Origin of the sequence: Methylomagnum ishizawai, from assembly GCF_900155475.1 — a bacterium.
Taxonomy (GTDB): domain Bacteria; phylum Pseudomonadota; class Gammaproteobacteria; order Methylococcales; family Methylococcaceae; genus Methylomagnum; species Methylomagnum ishizawai_A.
Map to the genome: position 1 here is coordinate 263,463 of NZ_FXAM01000001.1, position 15,899 is coordinate 279,361.

At 64.2% G+C, this 15,899-nt stretch carries 11 protein-coding genes; 4 read left to right on the forward strand and 7 right to left on the reverse strand.

Annotated elements, in window-relative coordinates; genetic code table 11:
• The first annotated feature begins 81 nt into the window (after nt 1-81).
• Nucleotides 82-897 carry a TOBE domain-containing protein gene (locus B9N93_RS01060; RefSeq protein ID WP_085210090.1) on the forward strand — a complete coding sequence of 272 codons (816 nt, stop codon included), beginning with the start codon at nt 82-84 and terminating at the stop codon, nt 895-897.
• A gap of 54 nt (nt 898-951) precedes the next feature.
• On the opposite strand, the gene B9N93_RS01065 is transcribed toward B9N93_RS01060, so the two are convergent.
• From B9N93_RS01065 to B9N93_RS01095, 7 genes are all read right to left on the reverse strand, one after another.
• The gene (locus tag B9N93_RS01065; RefSeq protein ID WP_085210092.1) at nt 952-2,676 is read right to left on the reverse strand and encodes a mechanosensitive ion channel family protein; all 1,725 of its coding nucleotides are present in this window, start codon (nt 2,674-2,676) and stop codon (nt 952-954) included.
• Between the two features lie 82 nt (nt 2,677-2,758).
• Nucleotides 2,759-3,748: a DUF2950 domain-containing protein gene (locus B9N93_RS01070; RefSeq protein ID WP_085210094.1), complete on the reverse strand. Its 990-nt coding sequence runs from the start codon at nt 3,746-3,748 to the stop codon at nt 2,759-2,761.
• Nucleotides 3,748-5,673, reverse strand: coding sequence for a DUF3300 domain-containing protein (locus B9N93_RS01075; RefSeq protein WP_085210096.1), 1,926 nt, complete (start codon nt 5,671-5,673; stop codon nt 3,748-3,750). Before B9N93_RS01075 ends, B9N93_RS01070 begins: the two co-directional genes overlap by 1 nt.
• Before the next feature lie 173 nt (nt 5,674-5,846).
• Nucleotides 5,847-6,719: a Kdo hydroxylase family protein gene (locus B9N93_RS01080; RefSeq protein ID WP_085210098.1), complete on the reverse strand. Its 873-nt coding sequence runs from the start codon at nt 6,717-6,719 to the stop codon at nt 5,847-5,849.
• Between the two features lie 111 nt (nt 6,720-6,830).
• Complete coding sequence (locus B9N93_RS01085) at nt 6,831-7,559, reverse strand: LOG family protein (protein ID WP_085210100.1); 729 nt, start codon at nt 7,557-7,559, stop codon at nt 6,831-6,833.
• Between the two features lie 217 nt (nt 7,560-7,776).
• Nucleotides 7,777-8,301: an NAD(P)H-dependent oxidoreductase gene (locus tag B9N93_RS01090; protein WP_085210101.1), complete on the reverse strand. Its 525-nt coding sequence runs from the start codon at nt 8,299-8,301 to the stop codon at nt 7,777-7,779.
• Nucleotides 8,302-8,447: 146 nt separating this feature from the next.
• Nucleotides 8,448-9,194, reverse strand: a complete 747-nt coding sequence (locus tag B9N93_RS01095) for a rhomboid family intramembrane serine protease (RefSeq protein ID WP_085210103.1) — start codon at nt 9,192-9,194, stop codon at nt 8,448-8,450.
• A gap of 485 nt (nt 9,195-9,679) precedes the next feature.
• Here B9N93_RS01095 and B9N93_RS01105 point away from each other — a divergent pair, with 485 nt between their 5' ends.
• The 3 genes from B9N93_RS01105 to B9N93_RS01115 are packed head-to-tail and all read left to right on the forward strand — an operon-like array spanning nt 9,680 to nt 15,881.
• Nucleotides 9,680-13,453 (forward strand): PAS domain-containing protein, encoded by a 3,774-nt coding sequence (locus B9N93_RS01105; RefSeq protein ID WP_085210107.1) that lies wholly within the window; start codon nt 9,680-9,682, stop codon nt 13,451-13,453.
• A complete protein-coding gene (locus B9N93_RS01110) occupies nt 13,450-14,982 on the forward strand; it encodes a vWA domain-containing protein (protein WP_085210109.1) in 1,533 nt (510 codons plus the stop codon). Before B9N93_RS01105 ends, B9N93_RS01110 begins: the two co-directional genes overlap by 4 nt.
• Nucleotides 14,979-15,881 carry a hypothetical protein gene (locus tag B9N93_RS01115; protein ID WP_085210111.1) on the forward strand — a complete coding sequence of 301 codons (903 nt, stop codon included), beginning with the start codon at nt 14,979-14,981 and terminating at the stop codon, nt 15,879-15,881. Before B9N93_RS01110 ends, B9N93_RS01115 begins: the two co-directional genes overlap by 4 nt.
• Nucleotides 15,882-15,899 lie beyond the last annotated feature (18 nt).

Genomic DNA, 15,899 nt, shown 5'->3' on the forward strand with positions numbered 1-15,899 from the left:
GGAAAATACCGTGTATGCTGTGCCGCCAAACCGGCCGCCGCCGCGCGACCCCGCTCCCATCCCCGCACAGGAAGTCCTCGCATGTCCCATCCCGTCCCGGAATCCACCCTGCCCGCCCTGGTCCAGGGCGAACTCACCCTGATCGGTGGCCTCAACGAGCGGCTGTTCCGCCTGCTCGCCGCCATCGCCAGCACCGGCTCCATCACCCAGGCCGCCCGCGCCATCGGCATGAGCTACAAAGGCGCTTGGGAGTTGATCGACCGCGCCAACAACCTGTCGCCAGAACTGCTGGTGGATAGCAGCCCCGGTGGCCGGGCCGGTGGCGGTACCCGGCTGACCCCGGCCGGCCAGGAATTGCTCAACCTGTTCCAGCGGCTGCAAGAGGAACACCGCGTCTTCCTCGACCGGCTCAACCGGGAACTGGCCGCCAATCCCAATTTCAGGTTCCTGCACCGCCGCTTCGGGATGAAATCCAGCGCCCGCAACCAGTTGTTCGGCAACGTCAAGCGCGTGGTGCCGGGCGCGGTGAACGCGGAGGCGATCATCGCGCTCAAGGGCGGCGACGAACTGGTCGCCGCCGTGACCCACAAGGCGGTGGAAACCCTGGGGATCGAAGCTGGCCGGGAAGTGGTGGCCCTGGTCAAAGCGCCACAGGTTGTCGTGGTCAAGGACTTCGGCGGCTACCGGCTCTCGGCCCGCAACCAGTTGGCGGGCGTCGTCGAGCGGGTGCAGCGCGGGGCGGTCAGTGCGGAAGTGGTCATCAAGTTGGCGGGAGGGGATGCCTTGGCGGCCAGTATCACCAACGACAGCGTGGACCAATTGGATATCAAGGAGGGTGAGGCGGCGACCGCCGTGTTCAAAGCGGGGGCGGTGATTTTGGGCGTCGCCGAGCGGTAGGGACTTCCGCCGGTTCCCAAGCGGCGTTGGGGAACCGGCGGGAACGGGGGGAACTCAAGCCAACTTGCCCGGCGGCAGGCTCTCGATATGCAAGGTCTGGGTCGGGAAGGCGAAACCGATGCCGGAAGTCTCGGCCAGTTGCAAAATCTCCAGCAGAATCCGCTGCCGGACCGCCAATTCTTCCCGTCGGCTCGAAACCCGGATCAGGAAATTCAACAGGATATCCAAGCTGCTGGCCCCGAAGTCGTTGAACGCCACCTGGATATTGTCCTTGCGGGTGTCGGGGTCGGCCCGGAGGATGAGTTCCACCCCCGTGACGAAGGCTCCGAGCTTGGCGGGCGTGGTGTCGTAGGTCAGGCCCAGGGTGGTCTTGACCTGGCGGTATTGGCGCAGTTCCATATTGTCCACGGTGCTGTTCACCAACTCGCTGCTGGGGATGCTCACCAAGGAGTCATAGAAGGTGCGGATGCGGGTGCTGCGGAAACCGACGCTCTCGACCACGCCCTCGATATCGCCCACCTTGATCCAATGGCCGATGGTGAAGGGCTTCTCGAACATGATGATGAGCGATCCCAGCAAATTGGCCAGGGTCTGCTGCGCCGCCAGGGCCACCGCCAAGCCGCCCACGCCCAAACCCGCCACCACCGAATAGGCCGGCACGCCCACCCGGTCCCCGCCCACCACCAGGATCACCACCGCCAGCACCAAAGTCACCAAGCGCAATACCAGCCGGATCAACTGGCTGTCGATGCTGCTGGTGATGAGCCGTTCGGACTCGATCAAGCTTTCCGCCAAGGCGCCGCCCGCCACCCACACCAGCCAGGTCAGGGCCAGATAGAACACGCTCCACAGCGACAAGGTCAGCACCGCGTTGACCTCGCCCGAAATGCGCAACATCTGGGTCAGCACCAGCACCGCGACCGGGATAATCAGCACCAAGCTGAGCGGCCTCAGCAACTCGGTCCAGCGTTCGGCGGCCCCGGTCCGGCCCACCCAGCGCTGGCTCAGGCGGAAGCTCAGCACCGCCAGGCCGAAGCCGAAGCTGAACACCCCCATGATGCCGATCCAGCGCCACACCGGCTGGTCCAGGAAACTGGCCATGGCCCAGCCCGGCACCCCGAGTATCCAGCGCGGCGGCACGATGGCGCGTAGCGCCAAGACCACGCCGGTGGGCCGGTAATAGACGAAATCGTACAGGCCACCGCGGGCGCCGGACCGATAGGGCAGATACTTGACCTTGGCGTAGAAATCGGGGATGCGCTGTACGGTTTCCGGGCCGAACAGGTATTCGCCCGCCCGCGGCCCGGTTTCCATCCGCACGAGGCGGATTTCGGTGCCGGGTATCGTCCAGCGTTTGAATTCGGCGGCGGCCATCGCCGGGGCGTCGGGGATGGCTTCCCAGGGCGGTAGTTCGATGCGGTCCAGCACCTCCTTCAATTGCAAGGTCAGCCGCCGCCCCGCCTCGTCCAGCATGGCGGGCGGCACTTGGCTCAAATCCAGCGCCCGTTCGGCGGAAAACAAGTCGTAGCGGGCCTTGGCGATGGTCCCGACCTCGTCCGGCGACAGGTAGAGCCGCGACGAGGCCAGATAGTTGTTCACCAGGCCGTCGCCCTTGGCATAGGCCTCGTCCATGAATTCGAGGAAGCCGCGCAGGGTGGTCCTGGGGCTGGAGGTGTCGATGGGTTCGAGCGGCTTGATCTCTTCGGCGGCGACGGCCAAGGAGCATAACAGCGTGAGCGCCAGCCACGGCAACAGGGAACGGAGGAACCTGGGATTCATGCGGACCTGTGGGATCGGAAGGGAAATGAAAGGGAAAATCCTGGCCGGGGCGCGAACAGGGCGGCGGACCCGCCCGGCCCGCTCATTCGCCGGTCGCCACCAGCTCCCAGCCGGGACCGGGGTTGTATGCCTTGATATCCTGGGCCAGTTCCGCCGTCTTGGGACCGAGGTCTTTCTGGTAGATTTTGCCCTGGTGGTTGACGATGAAGCTCATGACGCCGGATTGGCCGTACTCGGCGGGAACAGCCACCAGGCCGAAACCGGCGATCATATTGCCGTTGATGATGTAGTCGTATTTGCCGCCGGGCGCGTCCGGGCCTTGGCGGGTCAGGATGCGGTAGTAATAGCCATGGTAGGGGACGGATTGGCCCGCGCCCTTGCCATAACCTTCGGCGCGGGCTTCGGCCACCAGCGGTCCCATCGGGCTGGACGGTTGGCCGGGTTCCTCCTCCCAGAACAGCCCGTCGTGCTGGCCGGGGCTGCTGGCCAGCTTCTGGGCATATTCGGCCACCGTCTCGCCGTCGTGGTCGAGATTGGCGTACTCGAACTGGGCTTCCACATAGGCGTTGATCACGCCCAGGGTGTACAACTCGTTGCGCCCGATGCGGCGGTTGATGATTTCCTCCCGGCCCTGGGCGGCGTCGAAGTGCCAACCGGCGGCGGTTTTCACCAGCGGGATGGGGAAGGGCCAATGGTCTGGACCGGCGTAGAGGACGGCCTGATCCGGCCCGGCGGTTTCGGTGGAGAGCTGGGCCGTGGCCTTGGCGATGAAAGCCTCGCGGTTGCGTTGATCTTCCGCCGGATCGCCCGAAGACAGCAAGGCCGCGCCTTCGGCACCGAACAAGGCGTCCAAGCCCTTGGGATCGCTGGAACGGGCGGCTTGCAGCAAGGCCTGGGCCGCCGCGTCGGGGGTGGGGAAGCTTGGCACCGCCGGGCTGTCCGGGGCGGGATGGGCGGCGAGCGGAATCAGGGCCAGGGTCGCGAATAAAGCGGTGCGGAGCTTGCGGTGCATGGTGTGGTCCTCGGATAGGGTGTTCGTGCTGGAATGGGCCGGGATCATGGGAGGGATCATCAGCGCCTCCCTCTGAGTCCACCGCCCTCGCCGCCGCCTTGGAACCGGCCTCCTCCACCGCCCCCGCCCTGGAAATTACGCCCACCGCCGCCTTGCGCCCCACCGCCCGCGGCGGCGAGATTCTGGCGGCTGGCCGCGCCGCGCTTGGAGAAATCCTGCATCCGGGCGTTGTCGCGGGCACCCTCGAAGGCATTGGGCCGGGCGGCTTCAGCGCGTTTCTGGTTGTCGCGGAACTGGCTGGAATCACGCTGGCCCTGGGCGGGCCGCTGGGCGGGTTCGGCCCGCCGTTCCTGGACCTTGCTGCGGGCTGATCCCGTTTCGGCCTGGGCTGTGGGTTGTCGTCCCGCGGACTCCCGCCGGGGCCGTTCGCCCGCCTTGGGTTGGGCTTTCTCCCGGCTGGCCGCGCCGCGGCGTTCTTCCGCCCGTGCCTGCCGTCCGTTGCCGGTGTCGGCCAGACCTTCCCAAGCGCTGGGCCGGTGGCCTGGGTCCAGCCGTTTTGGAATATCGGTGGTCGCCGCCGGGCGGTTGGGTTGGGCCAGCTTGGACCCGAACTTTTGTTCCAACTGGGTATCCTGGCCCAGGCGTTGGCGGACTTGCTCCGCCGATGGGCGTTGCCCGGCGGGTAAACTGGCCGGACGGTCCGGGCTTTGCCCGAAACCCCGCACATTGGCGGGCAAGGTCTGCGCCGAGCCTAGGCGGTCCCCGGCCAAACCCGGCTGCTGGATAGCGCCCCAACGCTCGCGGGCGGCGGCGGGATATTGCTGGCCGCGGCGGTGGCGGGCGTCGGGGGTCCAGCCTTCGCGTCCTTGTTTCCAGTTCGCCAATTGGTCCTGGTTGATGCTGCGGCTACGGTCGATGTTGATTTCGTTGCCGGAGACATTGACGTTCTTGTTGTAATTCACGTTGCCCCGGTCGTAGCCGCCGCCGCTGTTCCAGCAGGTGCCGTTGCGGCAGACCGTCCCGCCGTAATAGTGGCTGACCGGCGGGTAATAACCGCCGTAATAGCCGCCATGCCAATCGTTGTCGTTGTGGGTCCATTCCATGATGCCCCAGGTTAGCAAGCCACCGACCAAGGCGCCCGCCCCGAAAGTCAGCCATGGATCGGTGCTGGATGCCGTGGTGGTGGCGGTGGCGGGCGCGGCACCGGGGTAATAGTTGTTGACCACCGTGGTCGGCGCGGAGGCGGGCGGCGGGGCCAGCGGGGCGGAATAGGCTTGCTGCGGGTTGTATTGGGGCACGTAGAGCGTGTCGGACTTGGCCGGTTCGATGTAGACCACTTCTTTCTTCGCCACCGCCGGTTGCACCTGGGGCATCCCGGCGGCGGGCGTCGCCGCCTCGGCCTTCACCGTGACCTTCTGCTGCGGCGAGTCCTTGAGGAAGCCCGAAGCCCGCGCCCGGCGGCGCAACTCCTGGACCGCGTTCATCAAGGCTTCCGGCTGGGCCAGGAAGGTATCGCCCAAACGGGTGGTCCAGTCCAGATGGTCGTTCATCATCTTGAGGACTTGCGGCACTTCCGCCAAACGCAGGATGCTGGCGTCCCAGGTTTGATCCTTGAGGCTCGCGGGGTCGGGCTTGGAATCCAACCAGCGGGCGGCTTGCACCACTTCCAAGGGATAGGTGGACGCGACCAGCAGCTCCGCCAACAACGGATCGGGATAGAGCGCGATGGGGGCCACCAGGGATTCCAAATCCGACAGCGCTTGGACCGGGGCGGCGGGCGGCGGGGGCTGGGTCGGAGCCGCGGCGGGTGGGGCCGCGGTCGGCGGCGGGTTGGCCACCGCCTGGGCGGGCGGCGTCTGGGCCGGTGGCTTGGCACCCGCCGTCCGGTCTTCCCCGCCGCATCCGGTCGGTGACAAGGCCAGGGCGATGAGCATGGCCCGGCATAGGGCGGAGCGCTCTCCTATCGAAGTTGGGGTCACTGTCATGGCGTTGCTCGCGGAATCAAGGAATGGGGCCGGTGGTGGGCACCGGAAGCGGTGGAGGCTGGGACGGTCGATGCGCTCCTGTCCGGCGCATCCTACGCTTCCACCGCCATGTTGCAACCGTAGCCGGGATGGGCGGTGGCATCCAGCCTCCCAGGGCGATGCGCCCCTCGCGGTCAGGATACCAGCCGCCGCCCCGTCAGCCGTTCCAGCACCTTGAGCGGGGCGGTTTCCGGGCGGGCTTGGTGTGCCACCTCCAGATAGAAGGTCTGTTCCAGCATGAACTGGCCGGATAGGACCGCGTGCAGCACTTGGTCGGAATAGACGACCCAGGTGCTGCCCGCCGGGAAGGCGAAGGTCTCCTGCGCTGCCTGGGCCTGATAATCCAGGTCGGCCTTGCCGAGATCGTGCAACTGGCCCATGAGATGGTCGTATTCGCTGCGGCGGGATTTGGTGAGGCCCAGCCGTTCCAAGGCCCAGGCCGATCCCGGCCAGGGGCGGCGGGTCAGGGGCAGGAATGTCCGGGCATACGGCTCAAACGGTTCGCCGACCCGCCAGACCCTGGGTTTCCCCTCGGGATTGATATTGGCGAACACCCGCAACAAGCGCTTGCCGCCGGTGGGGTTGGAGGGGAAGGAATCCACATGCAGGCGGGAATCGTCCTTGCGCCAGCTGGTCTCGCGGCCTTCCGCCTTCACCGTGCGATAAGAAGCGAAACCGCGCCGCAGGTAGGGGCGGTATCCCGGAAACAGGCCGTGGACCAAGCGTTCCGCCCCGTCGGAAAAGCGGGTCAGCATCGCTTGCAGCGCCGCGACTTCGTCCGGGGTGCCGACCGCGCCGCGCAATTCGGTCCCGCGCAGGCTGATGTTCTTGGCCTTGCCGTCGGTCCAGCTTTCGGCGAGGAAGCGCCGCTCGGCCTCCCCGACCGTGAATGCCAGCCGGGGCAGATATAGCACCTGGCCGGTTTCCAAGCATTCGGTCCAGTGCTGTCCGTCCGGCGCGGTTTCCCAGGTGTCGATGGGGCATTCGCGGATGAGGCTCGGTGTCATGGGTCGCTCCTTGGGCGAGGGTGGATCGGGTAGGCGGGCCGGGGCATAACCCCCGGATCGGCGGTGGATTTAACCATTTGCCACCGGGTTTAGCGACCGTTTGCGGAACCCTCAGCCCAGCGTGGCTTCCGCCGCCCGGATGATGCGCACGGTGTCCTCGGGATAATCGACGCCATGCAGGAAATAGGTTTCCTCCGCATCGACGCAGCCATGCTCCAGCAGGATGTCGCGGGCGAAGTCGCCCAGCCCGCCCCAGAATTCCCGCGCCATGAACACCACCGGGAAGGCTTCCAGCTTGCCGGTCTGGATCAGGGTGATGACCTCGAACGCCTCGTCCAAGGTGCCGAAACCACCGGGCAGGATCACGAAAGCCCGCGAGTATTTCACCAACATCAGCTTGCGGGTGAAGAAATGCTCGAATTCGATGAATTTGTCGAGATAGGCATTGGGCTGTTGCTCGCAGGGCAGCTTGATGTTGCAGCCGATGCTCAGGCCGCCCGCTTCTTTCGCGCCGCGGTTGGCGGCTTCCATGATGCCGGGACCGCCGCCGGTCATCACGGCGTAACCGGCTTCGGCCAGGGCGCGTCCGGTGGCCCGTGCCAGGTGGTAATAGGGATGGTCCTCGGGGAAGCGGGCCGAGCCGAATACCGTGACGCAAGGGGCTTCGAGGTCGAAGCTCTCGAAACCGCGCAGGAATTCCAGGAAGAAGGTGACGGCGCTTTCGAGGTCGGCGGCGCGGTCGCGGGGACCGGAGAGCAATAGCTTTTCGGCTCCTTCGACCTTGCCCAGCAAAGAGAGCGAGTGGTTTGGACCGGCGAAGGGCGGGAGGGCGTGGGTCATGGCATGGCCTCGTGGGTTGGGGGAGGAAAATCGCGGATTAGCGGGCTTGGGAATCCAAAAGCCATGCGCCGCGCCGGTTCCACCGCCATCAATCCCCGCCGTCCGGTGTCATTGCGGGCACTGGAATACCGCCAAGGCTCCGGGTGGGTCCATGGCCGCGCTGCATGGGGGTTTGGTTTAAGCCGGCCGCGGCGGGCCGCGATCCGCCCCGTCGCGGCTAGGCCAAGGTTTCCAGCCTGCGCCGTAACGCCTGCCCGTAGCGGGCCATCTGAGCCTCGTCGGCGGCGTAGGCACCATGGAAGATCATGGGTTCCAGCCAGGTCATGCCGCAGAAGCAGGCGGTCAGCTCGAAGGGTTTCAGCAATTCGGCGACGGCGATGCCGTTGATGCCGTCGGGCGCGTAGGCGGTGGCGGGCATTCCGGTGGTGACGCTGTGCAGCCAGCGTTTACCGCGCAGGGCCAGTCCCTTGGCACCGTAGGCGAAATCTTGTTCCAGCACCACGTCGATCCATTCCTTGAGCAGGGCCGGGCAGCTATACCAATAGAAAGGATGCTGGAACAGCACCACATCGGCTTCCATCAAGAGGGCTTGCTCGCGTTGGATATCGATGTAGAAATTGGGATAGAGCGCGTAGAGATCGTTGACGCGGGCACCGGGCAGGTCGCGCAGGGCGTCCAGCACGGCGTGGTTGGCCCGCGAGCGTTCGGGGTAGGGGTGGATGAACTGTATCAGGATGGTCATGGCGGCGGGCTGGGAGCGACGAGCCTGGATCATAGCATGGCCCCCGCGCCGCCCAGATGTTGACGCTGAGTTTCGGCGCTTCCCGCACGGCATCGCCGTCGCCCGGATTCCGCTAACACCGCAGCCGGGCTACGGCCCGGTCCCGCTCACCAGCGATAACCGCCGAAAAAACGCCGCCGATGCTCGGCCAGATAACCCGGTCTTTGCATCGGCCCGACCAGGACCAAGCCCGCCAGGAAGCCGCCCACATGCGCCCAGAACGCCACGCCGCCGCCCGCGCCGTGCAGCCCCGGCATCCCGCCCGCCAATTGCAGGATGAACCAATAGCCCAGCATCCCGATGGCGGGCACCGAAATCGTGGTGACGAAAAACCCGAGGAAGATCAAGGTATGGATACGGGCGTGCGGATAGAGTCGGGCGTAGGCGCCCATTACTCCGCCGATGGCCCCGGAAGCCCCGACCATGGGCGCGGTGGTGGCCGGGTCGGAGAGGATTTGCGCCGCCGCCGCCAGCCCGCACAGGAGATAGAACACCACGAACCGCAGCGGTCCCATGCAATCCTCGATATTGTCGCCGAACACCCACAGGAACCACAGGTTGCCGATGATGTGGAACCAGCCGCCGTGCAGGAACATATGGGTGAACAGGGTGGGCAGGGAGCCTTCGTCCTCCAATTCGCAGCCCAGATGCTCGTTCAGCGGGATGACGGTGCCGGGCGGCACCCGGCCCAGGAGGTCGCCCGGAATCAAGCCGAGTTCGCATAATGAGCGGGCCAAGGGTTCGTCCGCGCCCAAGCCTTGGATGAAGACCCAACTGAAAATGTTGAGTCCGATGATGATGAGCAAGGCCAGCGGCCTGCCCAGGGTGGGATTCTCGTCGCGCAATGGGAACATGCTTGCCTCGCTGGATGATGGCCTGGATGGAGGATGGGCGGGAACAAGCTTTGGGGTTTGGCCGAAAGCAACTTCCCGGTTCCGCTGGGGATAAAAACGCGCTGGAGTGCGAACCTCAGTTTGCGCGGGGCCGGTGCGTGCCAACCGAAGTTGGTACTCCAAGGCGATATGGGGAAGTTATTCCCGGCCCAACCCTCGGAGCCGGCCCGGCAGAAAGAAGTTCGGGAGGCGTCAAGCCCGCTGTGGATTTTCAGAGCCCTGCGGAATGGGCTATCCGGGCGGCTGTGGCGACGATGGATGGGCAAGGACCGCGAAATTCTCGCCGGTACCGCCGCGAACCGCCCATGGAAACCCCCGCTCGACCTTGGCTTGGCAAGTGCCGGGGGGTTCTGAAAATCTGCCTATACTGTGTACGAGCATGACCGCCTTGGCCCATCACACAATAAATATCTTTTATTAATCAGGCATATAGGGGATAGCCCCGCATGAGAGCCCGAACTGGTCTGAATCTCCTGGCGCTGGCGGTAGGCAGTGCGGGCATGGCCTTATCTCATGCCGCCTTCGCCGGGACGTTCACCGATGCCATCGCACTTGGCTGGTGGTGGGAGGGGGGTTCCGCAGCCGTGTTGTTTGCCGCCGTGTTCTGGTGGCACCATCGAAGAAAGCTTGGAAATAGCGATGGGCGCTTATCTCCGGCTGCTCATCCCGGTCAGGTTCAAGACGAAACACCCGATGCCAAGTTACGGCCTCGGCCTTGGATTCCGCTGGGGATTTTCCTGGGGATCGCCACATTGATCGGTGTGTTCGGTTGGGCTTTCTACCGCCATGAACGGTTGGAATACCGCGCCATACAGGAAAACCAACTGGCCGCCATCGCCGACTTCAAGCGGCAACAAATCGAAGCCTGGCTCGGGGAACGCCGCCGGGCCGCCATGACTTGGCGCAAGGGCAGTATTTTCGGGGAAGTCGTCGTGCAATGGTTGGCGGGGAATGGCAAGGACCGCTCCCAGGAGCGGCAGATCGAAAAGCGCTTATGGACCATCAAGGAGTTCCTTGGCTACACCAGCGTGACATTGTTGGACGGCGAAGGGCGGGTGCGGTTGCGGGTGGGGGCGGAACCCGCGCTGTCGCCCCAATTCGTGGAACTGAGCCGCATGGCCATGGCCAGCGGGCAGGTTCAATTCTCCGATCTGTACCGGATGGTGAAGGGGGCCGGTTCGGAGGTCAATATGGATTTCATCGCACCGCTCAGCGGGCTGGATAGCGAACGCCCGGTCGCCGTGTTGGCCTTCACCACTTCCGCCAACGAATTCCTGTTCCCCTTGATCCAATCCTGGCCGCTGCCCAGCGGTTCCGCTGAAACCGTGCTGGTTCGCCGCGAAGCCGGTTCGGTGTTGTTCCTAAATGCCTTGCGGCACCATCGGGATGCGGCTTTCAACCTGAGTTTTCCCTTGAGCAACCAGGCGTTGCTGGCCGTGCGTGCCGTCGAAGGCCAGCAAGGCATCGCCGCGGGCCAGGATTATCGCGGAGTGCCGGTATTGGCATCCATTACCGGCATCGCGGGCACGCCTTGGCGGTTGATCGCCAAGGTCGATGTCGGCGAGATCGATGCCCCGGCCCGCCGCGACGCCGCCATCGTTACCGGGACCTGTCTGGCGTTGATGTTGGCGGCGGGCACGGCCACCGCGCTGGCCTGGCGCAGGCGGCGCTATGCCTTGGAGTCGGCCTATCAAGAGGAGCGGGCCAAGCGGGCCATCCTATCCATGCGCTTGGACGACCTGGCCCGCGATGCCACCGATATCATCTTATTGACCGACGGCGATGGGAATATCCGCGATGCCAATCAACGCGCCATCGACACCTATGGCCAAAGCCACGAAGCTTTGTGCGGCCTGTCGTTGCTGGATTTGGTCCCGCCCGAGCTACGCGCCGCTGCCAAGGCGGAATGGAACAAAGCCGTGGACCAAGGCCAAGCGCGCTTCGAAACGCTGCACCGTTCATGGCAAGGCGGGGATTTCCCGGTCGAGGTGAACACCCGTCGCATCGGTTATGGCGATGTCCTGCTGATGCAAAGCGTCATCCGCGATATCAGCGAGCGCCGCCGGGTGGAGGCTGAAATCCGCCGCCTGTCCGAACTGGGCAGGGTGCTGAGCCGCTGCAATCCCTGCGTCTTATCGCAGGTCGGGCCGGACGGGTTTTTGGGGGAAATCTGCCGTTTGGTGGTCCGCCATGGTGGGTTTGCGATGGCTTGTGCCTATGGCGGCATGGGACGGAATGGCGAGTCGATGTTGTTGGCCTATTTCGGCAACCATCCGGGAGCCTTGCCGGTGGACCAAACGCACCGGGGAACCATCCGGGAAGTGGCGGACGAGGTGCGATGCGCCCGCGATGGTGGACCCGCTTGGTTCCCCGATGCCCGCGGACTGGTATTCCGTTTGCCTTGGCTGGGCGAAACACCCCTGACGGGGTTCGGGTGCTACGCCGCGGTACCCATAGCCGGGGAACCGGGCTTGACGGGGGCTTTGTTGTTGTTCGGCGGCCAACCCGAACCGTTCTCCCGGCATGTCGAACCGTTCCTTGAGCGCTTGGCGGAAAACACCACCCGCGGGTTGGAGTTCCTCGCCCAGCGCGAGGCGTTGCGGTCCAGCCGCGACCGCCTAGGTGCCATGCTGGATAATATCGATGGGGTCGTCTGGTCGCTGGACCCCTACAGCTTCGATCTTGTTTATACCAATCCTTCGATAGTGCGTATGACCGGCTACGCGGCGGAGGTTATGCTTGCCCAGCCCGGCTTATGGCGGGACATGTTGCTTCCCGGTGACCGGGTTCGACTCATGGATGATCTGAACCAAGCCCAATTGACCGGGACGCTGGGCGGCGACTACCAGATCATGCGCCTGGATGGCCACCGGCGCTGGATCAATATCCAAGGCCGCATGGTGTTCGACGCCAACGGCCGACCCCAGCGGTTGGACGGGATCGTCTTCGATATCACCGAACGCCGTTTGAACGAGATCGCCAACGAGGCCATCCAATTGATCTCGGCGGTATTCCTGAAGCATCGCCAGGCATCGGAACCCTATCGGCAGGTGGCCGAACTCCTCGCGCAACGTCTGGAGTTTCCGATGGTTTGTATCGATCTTTATAACCCCATGACCGAGCGGATGGAGTCCCTGGGCTGTTCCATCGCCTCCGACCCGGTTCCGCAGGCTGTCGGCGAATCCATCACCGCCACCGTCTCGGCCCGTGGCACCTCCTGGTACGAAACCGACCTCGCCAGGAACGGCGGCGATGCCGGCTGCGAGGGGTTGCGCCAACTCGGTGGACGGTCTTTCATCGCCATGCCCTTGTGGATAGGCAACGAACCGCTCGGTGGCTTGTTGTTGGCCGATACCGCGCCCCGCCCGGATATAGGGTCCTGGCAAATCTATCTATGCTTGATCGCCAGCCGACTCGCCATGGAAATGGATCGACGCCGCAGGACCCGTGGCCTCGACCGCCAAGCCCAAGAATTCCGTCAGTTGCTCGACAGCCTGTTTATCTATGCCGGCATCCTGACGCCCGAGGGCATGGTGATCGACATTAACCGCACCGCGCTGGAAACGGTGGGGCTGCGATTGGAAGACGTGCAGGGTCGGCCTTTCGAGGATACCCCTTGGTGGAGCGCTTCGGAAGCGAGCCAGCAGCGGCTGCGTGAAGCATTGGCCGAGGCCGCCCAAGGCAGGACGGTCCGTTACGATACCCAAATACAGTACCGTCCCGGCGACTGCGCGACCATCGATTTCGGAATCACGCCCATCTTCGATGCGGAGGGGCAGGTGACATACTTGGTTCCTTCCGCCCTGGATATTAGCGAACGCCGCCGTGTCCAGGAGGAATCGCGCCGTCAGGGCGCTTGGTTGCGTGCGGGGATCGATAGGGTGCCTATCGGCCTGATGATCGTCGATCCCCGTTCCGGCCGCTTGCAAAAGGCCAATCAAACCCTTTGCCAATTCCTGGGTTATCGGGAGGAGGCTTTGTTGGGCATGGTTTGGCTGGATTTGCTCATGCCGCTGGATCATGAAACTCATCGCCAAGGGATTGCAAGCTTGCTGCGCGGGGCGGTGGAAACCTATACAGCCAGGGAGCATTACCGGCATGGCAACGGCGATGCTCTGCCTTTCCTGGTCGAAATCCGTTATGGCCGCTACGCCGATGCCGATCTGGACGCCCTGATGGCGACCTTGGTTCCATCCGCTATGGAAGGCCCGCCGCCATGAAGCCCATATACCTTCCCTGCTGCATCACGGTGCTGGCCGCCCTGTTCGGTGGCCCTGTCCAGGCCGCCCCGGTGGATGTGATATTGGCCCTCGACCACTCCGGCAGCATGAAAAGGACCGATCCCAACCGCGATAGCGTCCAGGGCGTGGAATTGTTCGCCGACCTGCTCGGCAAGGATGACCGGCTGGAATTCATGGGTTTCGCCGGGCGGGCCGAGACCTTGCTGCCGCTCACCGCCGGGTCCGGGCCCGCCGTCCGGGAACGGTTGTCCCGGCTGGCGCAGGCGCTCCCCATGAACGGCCAGCGCACCGATTTCAGCGAGGCCCTGCGGTTGGCCTATGAGGACCTGATCGTCGCTGCCGCCCCGCCGGATACCCGGCGCATGGTGGTGATATTCTCGGACGGTCAACTCGATCTCGGGGACGCCGCCGCCAACAATACGGCCCAAGCGCTGATTTTGGCGTTGCTCCCCGAGTTCCGCGCCGTCGGGATCAAGGTTTATTGCGTGGCCTTCTCGCCCGAAGCCGATCTGGCCTTCCTCGGGCGCATCGCCGAAGCCACCGGCGGTCGGGCGCTGCGGGCGGAACGGGTGGCCGATATTTACAAAGCGTTTATCCGCTTGTTCGAAGAAACCGACCAGCCTTTGTCGATACCGGTACGGGACGGGCAAGTGGCGGTCGATAAGACAGTCCGGGAACTCAAGCTCTTGGTGGAGCGGGATTCGGAACGGGAGCGGATTCGGCTGGTCGATCCCAGTGGCAAAGAATTCGACGGGCAGGATAAGGCGCTGGGTTTGGAATGGCGGCACCATGGTCTTTTCGACCGGATCACCGTGCCGCGCCCCGCCGTGGGAACTTGGCGGATGCTCGGCGCGGCGGGCGAAAAAAAAGCCTATTTGGATAGCGATCTGGACCTGGGTATGGAAGTTCATCCGCCGGTCCGGGCGGGGCGACCGGTTGAAATCACCGTGCGCCTGAGTTATCGCGGCCAGCCAGTGTCCGATCAGCGGTTATTGGAAGGATTGAAAATCGAGGTCACGGGCCATGGCGAAACCGGGATGTCCTTGGAACCCTTGGCTTGGCTGCCGGATGCCCAGACCGGACATCCTGGGGAATTCCACGGGCGATTGCGCTTCGCGGCGGAAGGGGACTATCGGCTGGCGGCCTTGGCGGAAAACCCGGTATTCCAGCGCCGCCGGGAAATGTCGGTGACTGTTTTGGCGGCGGAACCCGCAGCCATCCCGCCACCGGCGGCACCGCGCGAGGAGGGGCCGTCACCGCCCGCCCCGGTTCCTACTGCTTCGATTCCGGTACCTGGGCCACCTCCTCCCACGGCGGGCGATCCCTCGCTGAGCGGCCTGGGCTGGATCGTCGCGCTGAACCTGGTCCTGGTGGCCTTGGTGGGTGGCGGCATTTGGTTTTGGAAGTACCGGTCGGGCCAGGATAAACAGCAGACCTTGGCCTTACGTGCGGCGCGGAAATCCACGGAACACGGCGTCCCGCCGCGCCGTCCAGGACCCATGCCATGAACCAAAACGACTATGTCTGGATTTATATCTTGGCCGAAGCCCTGCTGGTCAGCCTCGGGCTGATGGGGTTTTTCGGCTACCGTTGGTGGCGCTTGCGTTCGGAGCGGCGATTGTTGATCCGGATTTGCGGGCAGGTGGCCGAACATCTCACCGAATCCATCGAGGCCGTCCAAAAGGATCCCTTGCGCTATCCCGAATTCCGCCAGGCCGAAGCTGCCTGCCTCAGCGCGTTGTTGCCGCCATTCGCCGATTTGCGGTTGGCCGATGTCGAGGCTTGGGACGATATTTTCGCCAATATCCACGCACTATTTGATTTGTTAGCCCGGCGGCTGGCAGCCTTGCCCGCCGAGACGCACCAAGGAGCCGGCAAACCCACCGATGACGACATGGAGCGGGCCGATATCCAGGAATGGGATGCGGCGTTTGCGGAATTCTTGTCCCAGCATAACCAAGGCTTGACCTTCCTGGCCGCGACCCGCGATGTCACCGCCGATATCAAACGGAAGTGCGAGGATGTTCGGCAAGCCCATCATAACCTGCGGGTCAATCTCGAATCCGTCGTCAAGATGGACCGCGGCGGTCAATTGCAACCCTTGCTGGCCGATATCGAAAAGAGCAATTTCGAATTGCAACAAATGGCTTATTCCTTGGAGCGCGCCCAAGGCAATATGGCACCGCAGCTCGAAACCCTAGGCCAACAAGTCCGCAATCTGCAATTGACCGTCCAGAACTATCGCAAATCGCTGCCTAAAATCGTGCAGGAGCGGGATAGGCTGGCCGAGGAGAAGGGGGATTTGACCAAGCAATTGGAAGCCAAAGTCAAGCTGGTGGACCGTCTGAACCGGAATTACGAAACCTTGCGCCGCGAGTATACCAAGCTGTATCAGGCCACCCGTTGATTATCTACCGCCGGAGTA

Bases quoted from the DNA above. Each gene is read 5' to 3' on its own strand.
- B9N93_RS01115 (WP_085210111.1), top strand. From the start codon at position 14,979: ATGAACCAAAACGACTATGTCTGGATTTATATCTTGGCCGAAGCCCTG.
- B9N93_RS01085 (WP_085210100.1), bottom strand. From the start codon at position 7,559: ATGACCCACGCCCTCCCGCCCTTCGCCGGTCCAAACCACTCGCTCTCT.
- B9N93_RS01110 (WP_085210109.1), top strand. From the start codon at position 13,450: ATGAAGCCCATATACCTTCCCTGCTGCATCACGGTGCTGGCCGCCCTG.
- B9N93_RS01060 (WP_085210090.1), top strand. From the start codon at position 82: ATGTCCCATCCCGTCCCGGAATCCACCCTGCCCGCCCTGGTCCAGGGC.
- B9N93_RS01065 (WP_085210092.1), bottom strand. From the start codon at position 2,676: ATGAATCCCAGGTTCCTCCGTTCCCTGTTGCCGTGGCTGGCGCTCACG.
- B9N93_RS01070 (WP_085210094.1), bottom strand. From the start codon at position 3,748: ATGATCCCTCCCATGATCCCGGCCCATTCCAGCACGAACACCCTATCC.
- B9N93_RS01090 (WP_085210101.1), bottom strand. From the start codon at position 8,301: ATGACCATCCTGATACAGTTCATCCACCCCTACCCCGAACGCTCGCGG.
- B9N93_RS01095 (WP_085210103.1), bottom strand. From the start codon at position 9,194: ATGTTCCCATTGCGCGACGAGAATCCCACCCTGGGCAGGCCGCTGGCC.
- B9N93_RS01105 (WP_085210107.1), top strand. From the start codon at position 9,680: ATGAGAGCCCGAACTGGTCTGAATCTCCTGGCGCTGGCGGTAGGCAGT.
- B9N93_RS01080 (WP_085210098.1), bottom strand. From the start codon at position 6,719: ATGACACCGAGCCTCATCCGCGAATGCCCCATCGACACCTGGGAAACC.
- B9N93_RS01075 (WP_085210096.1), bottom strand. From the start codon at position 5,673: ATGACAGTGACCCCAACTTCGATAGGAGAGCGCTCCGCCCTATGCCGG.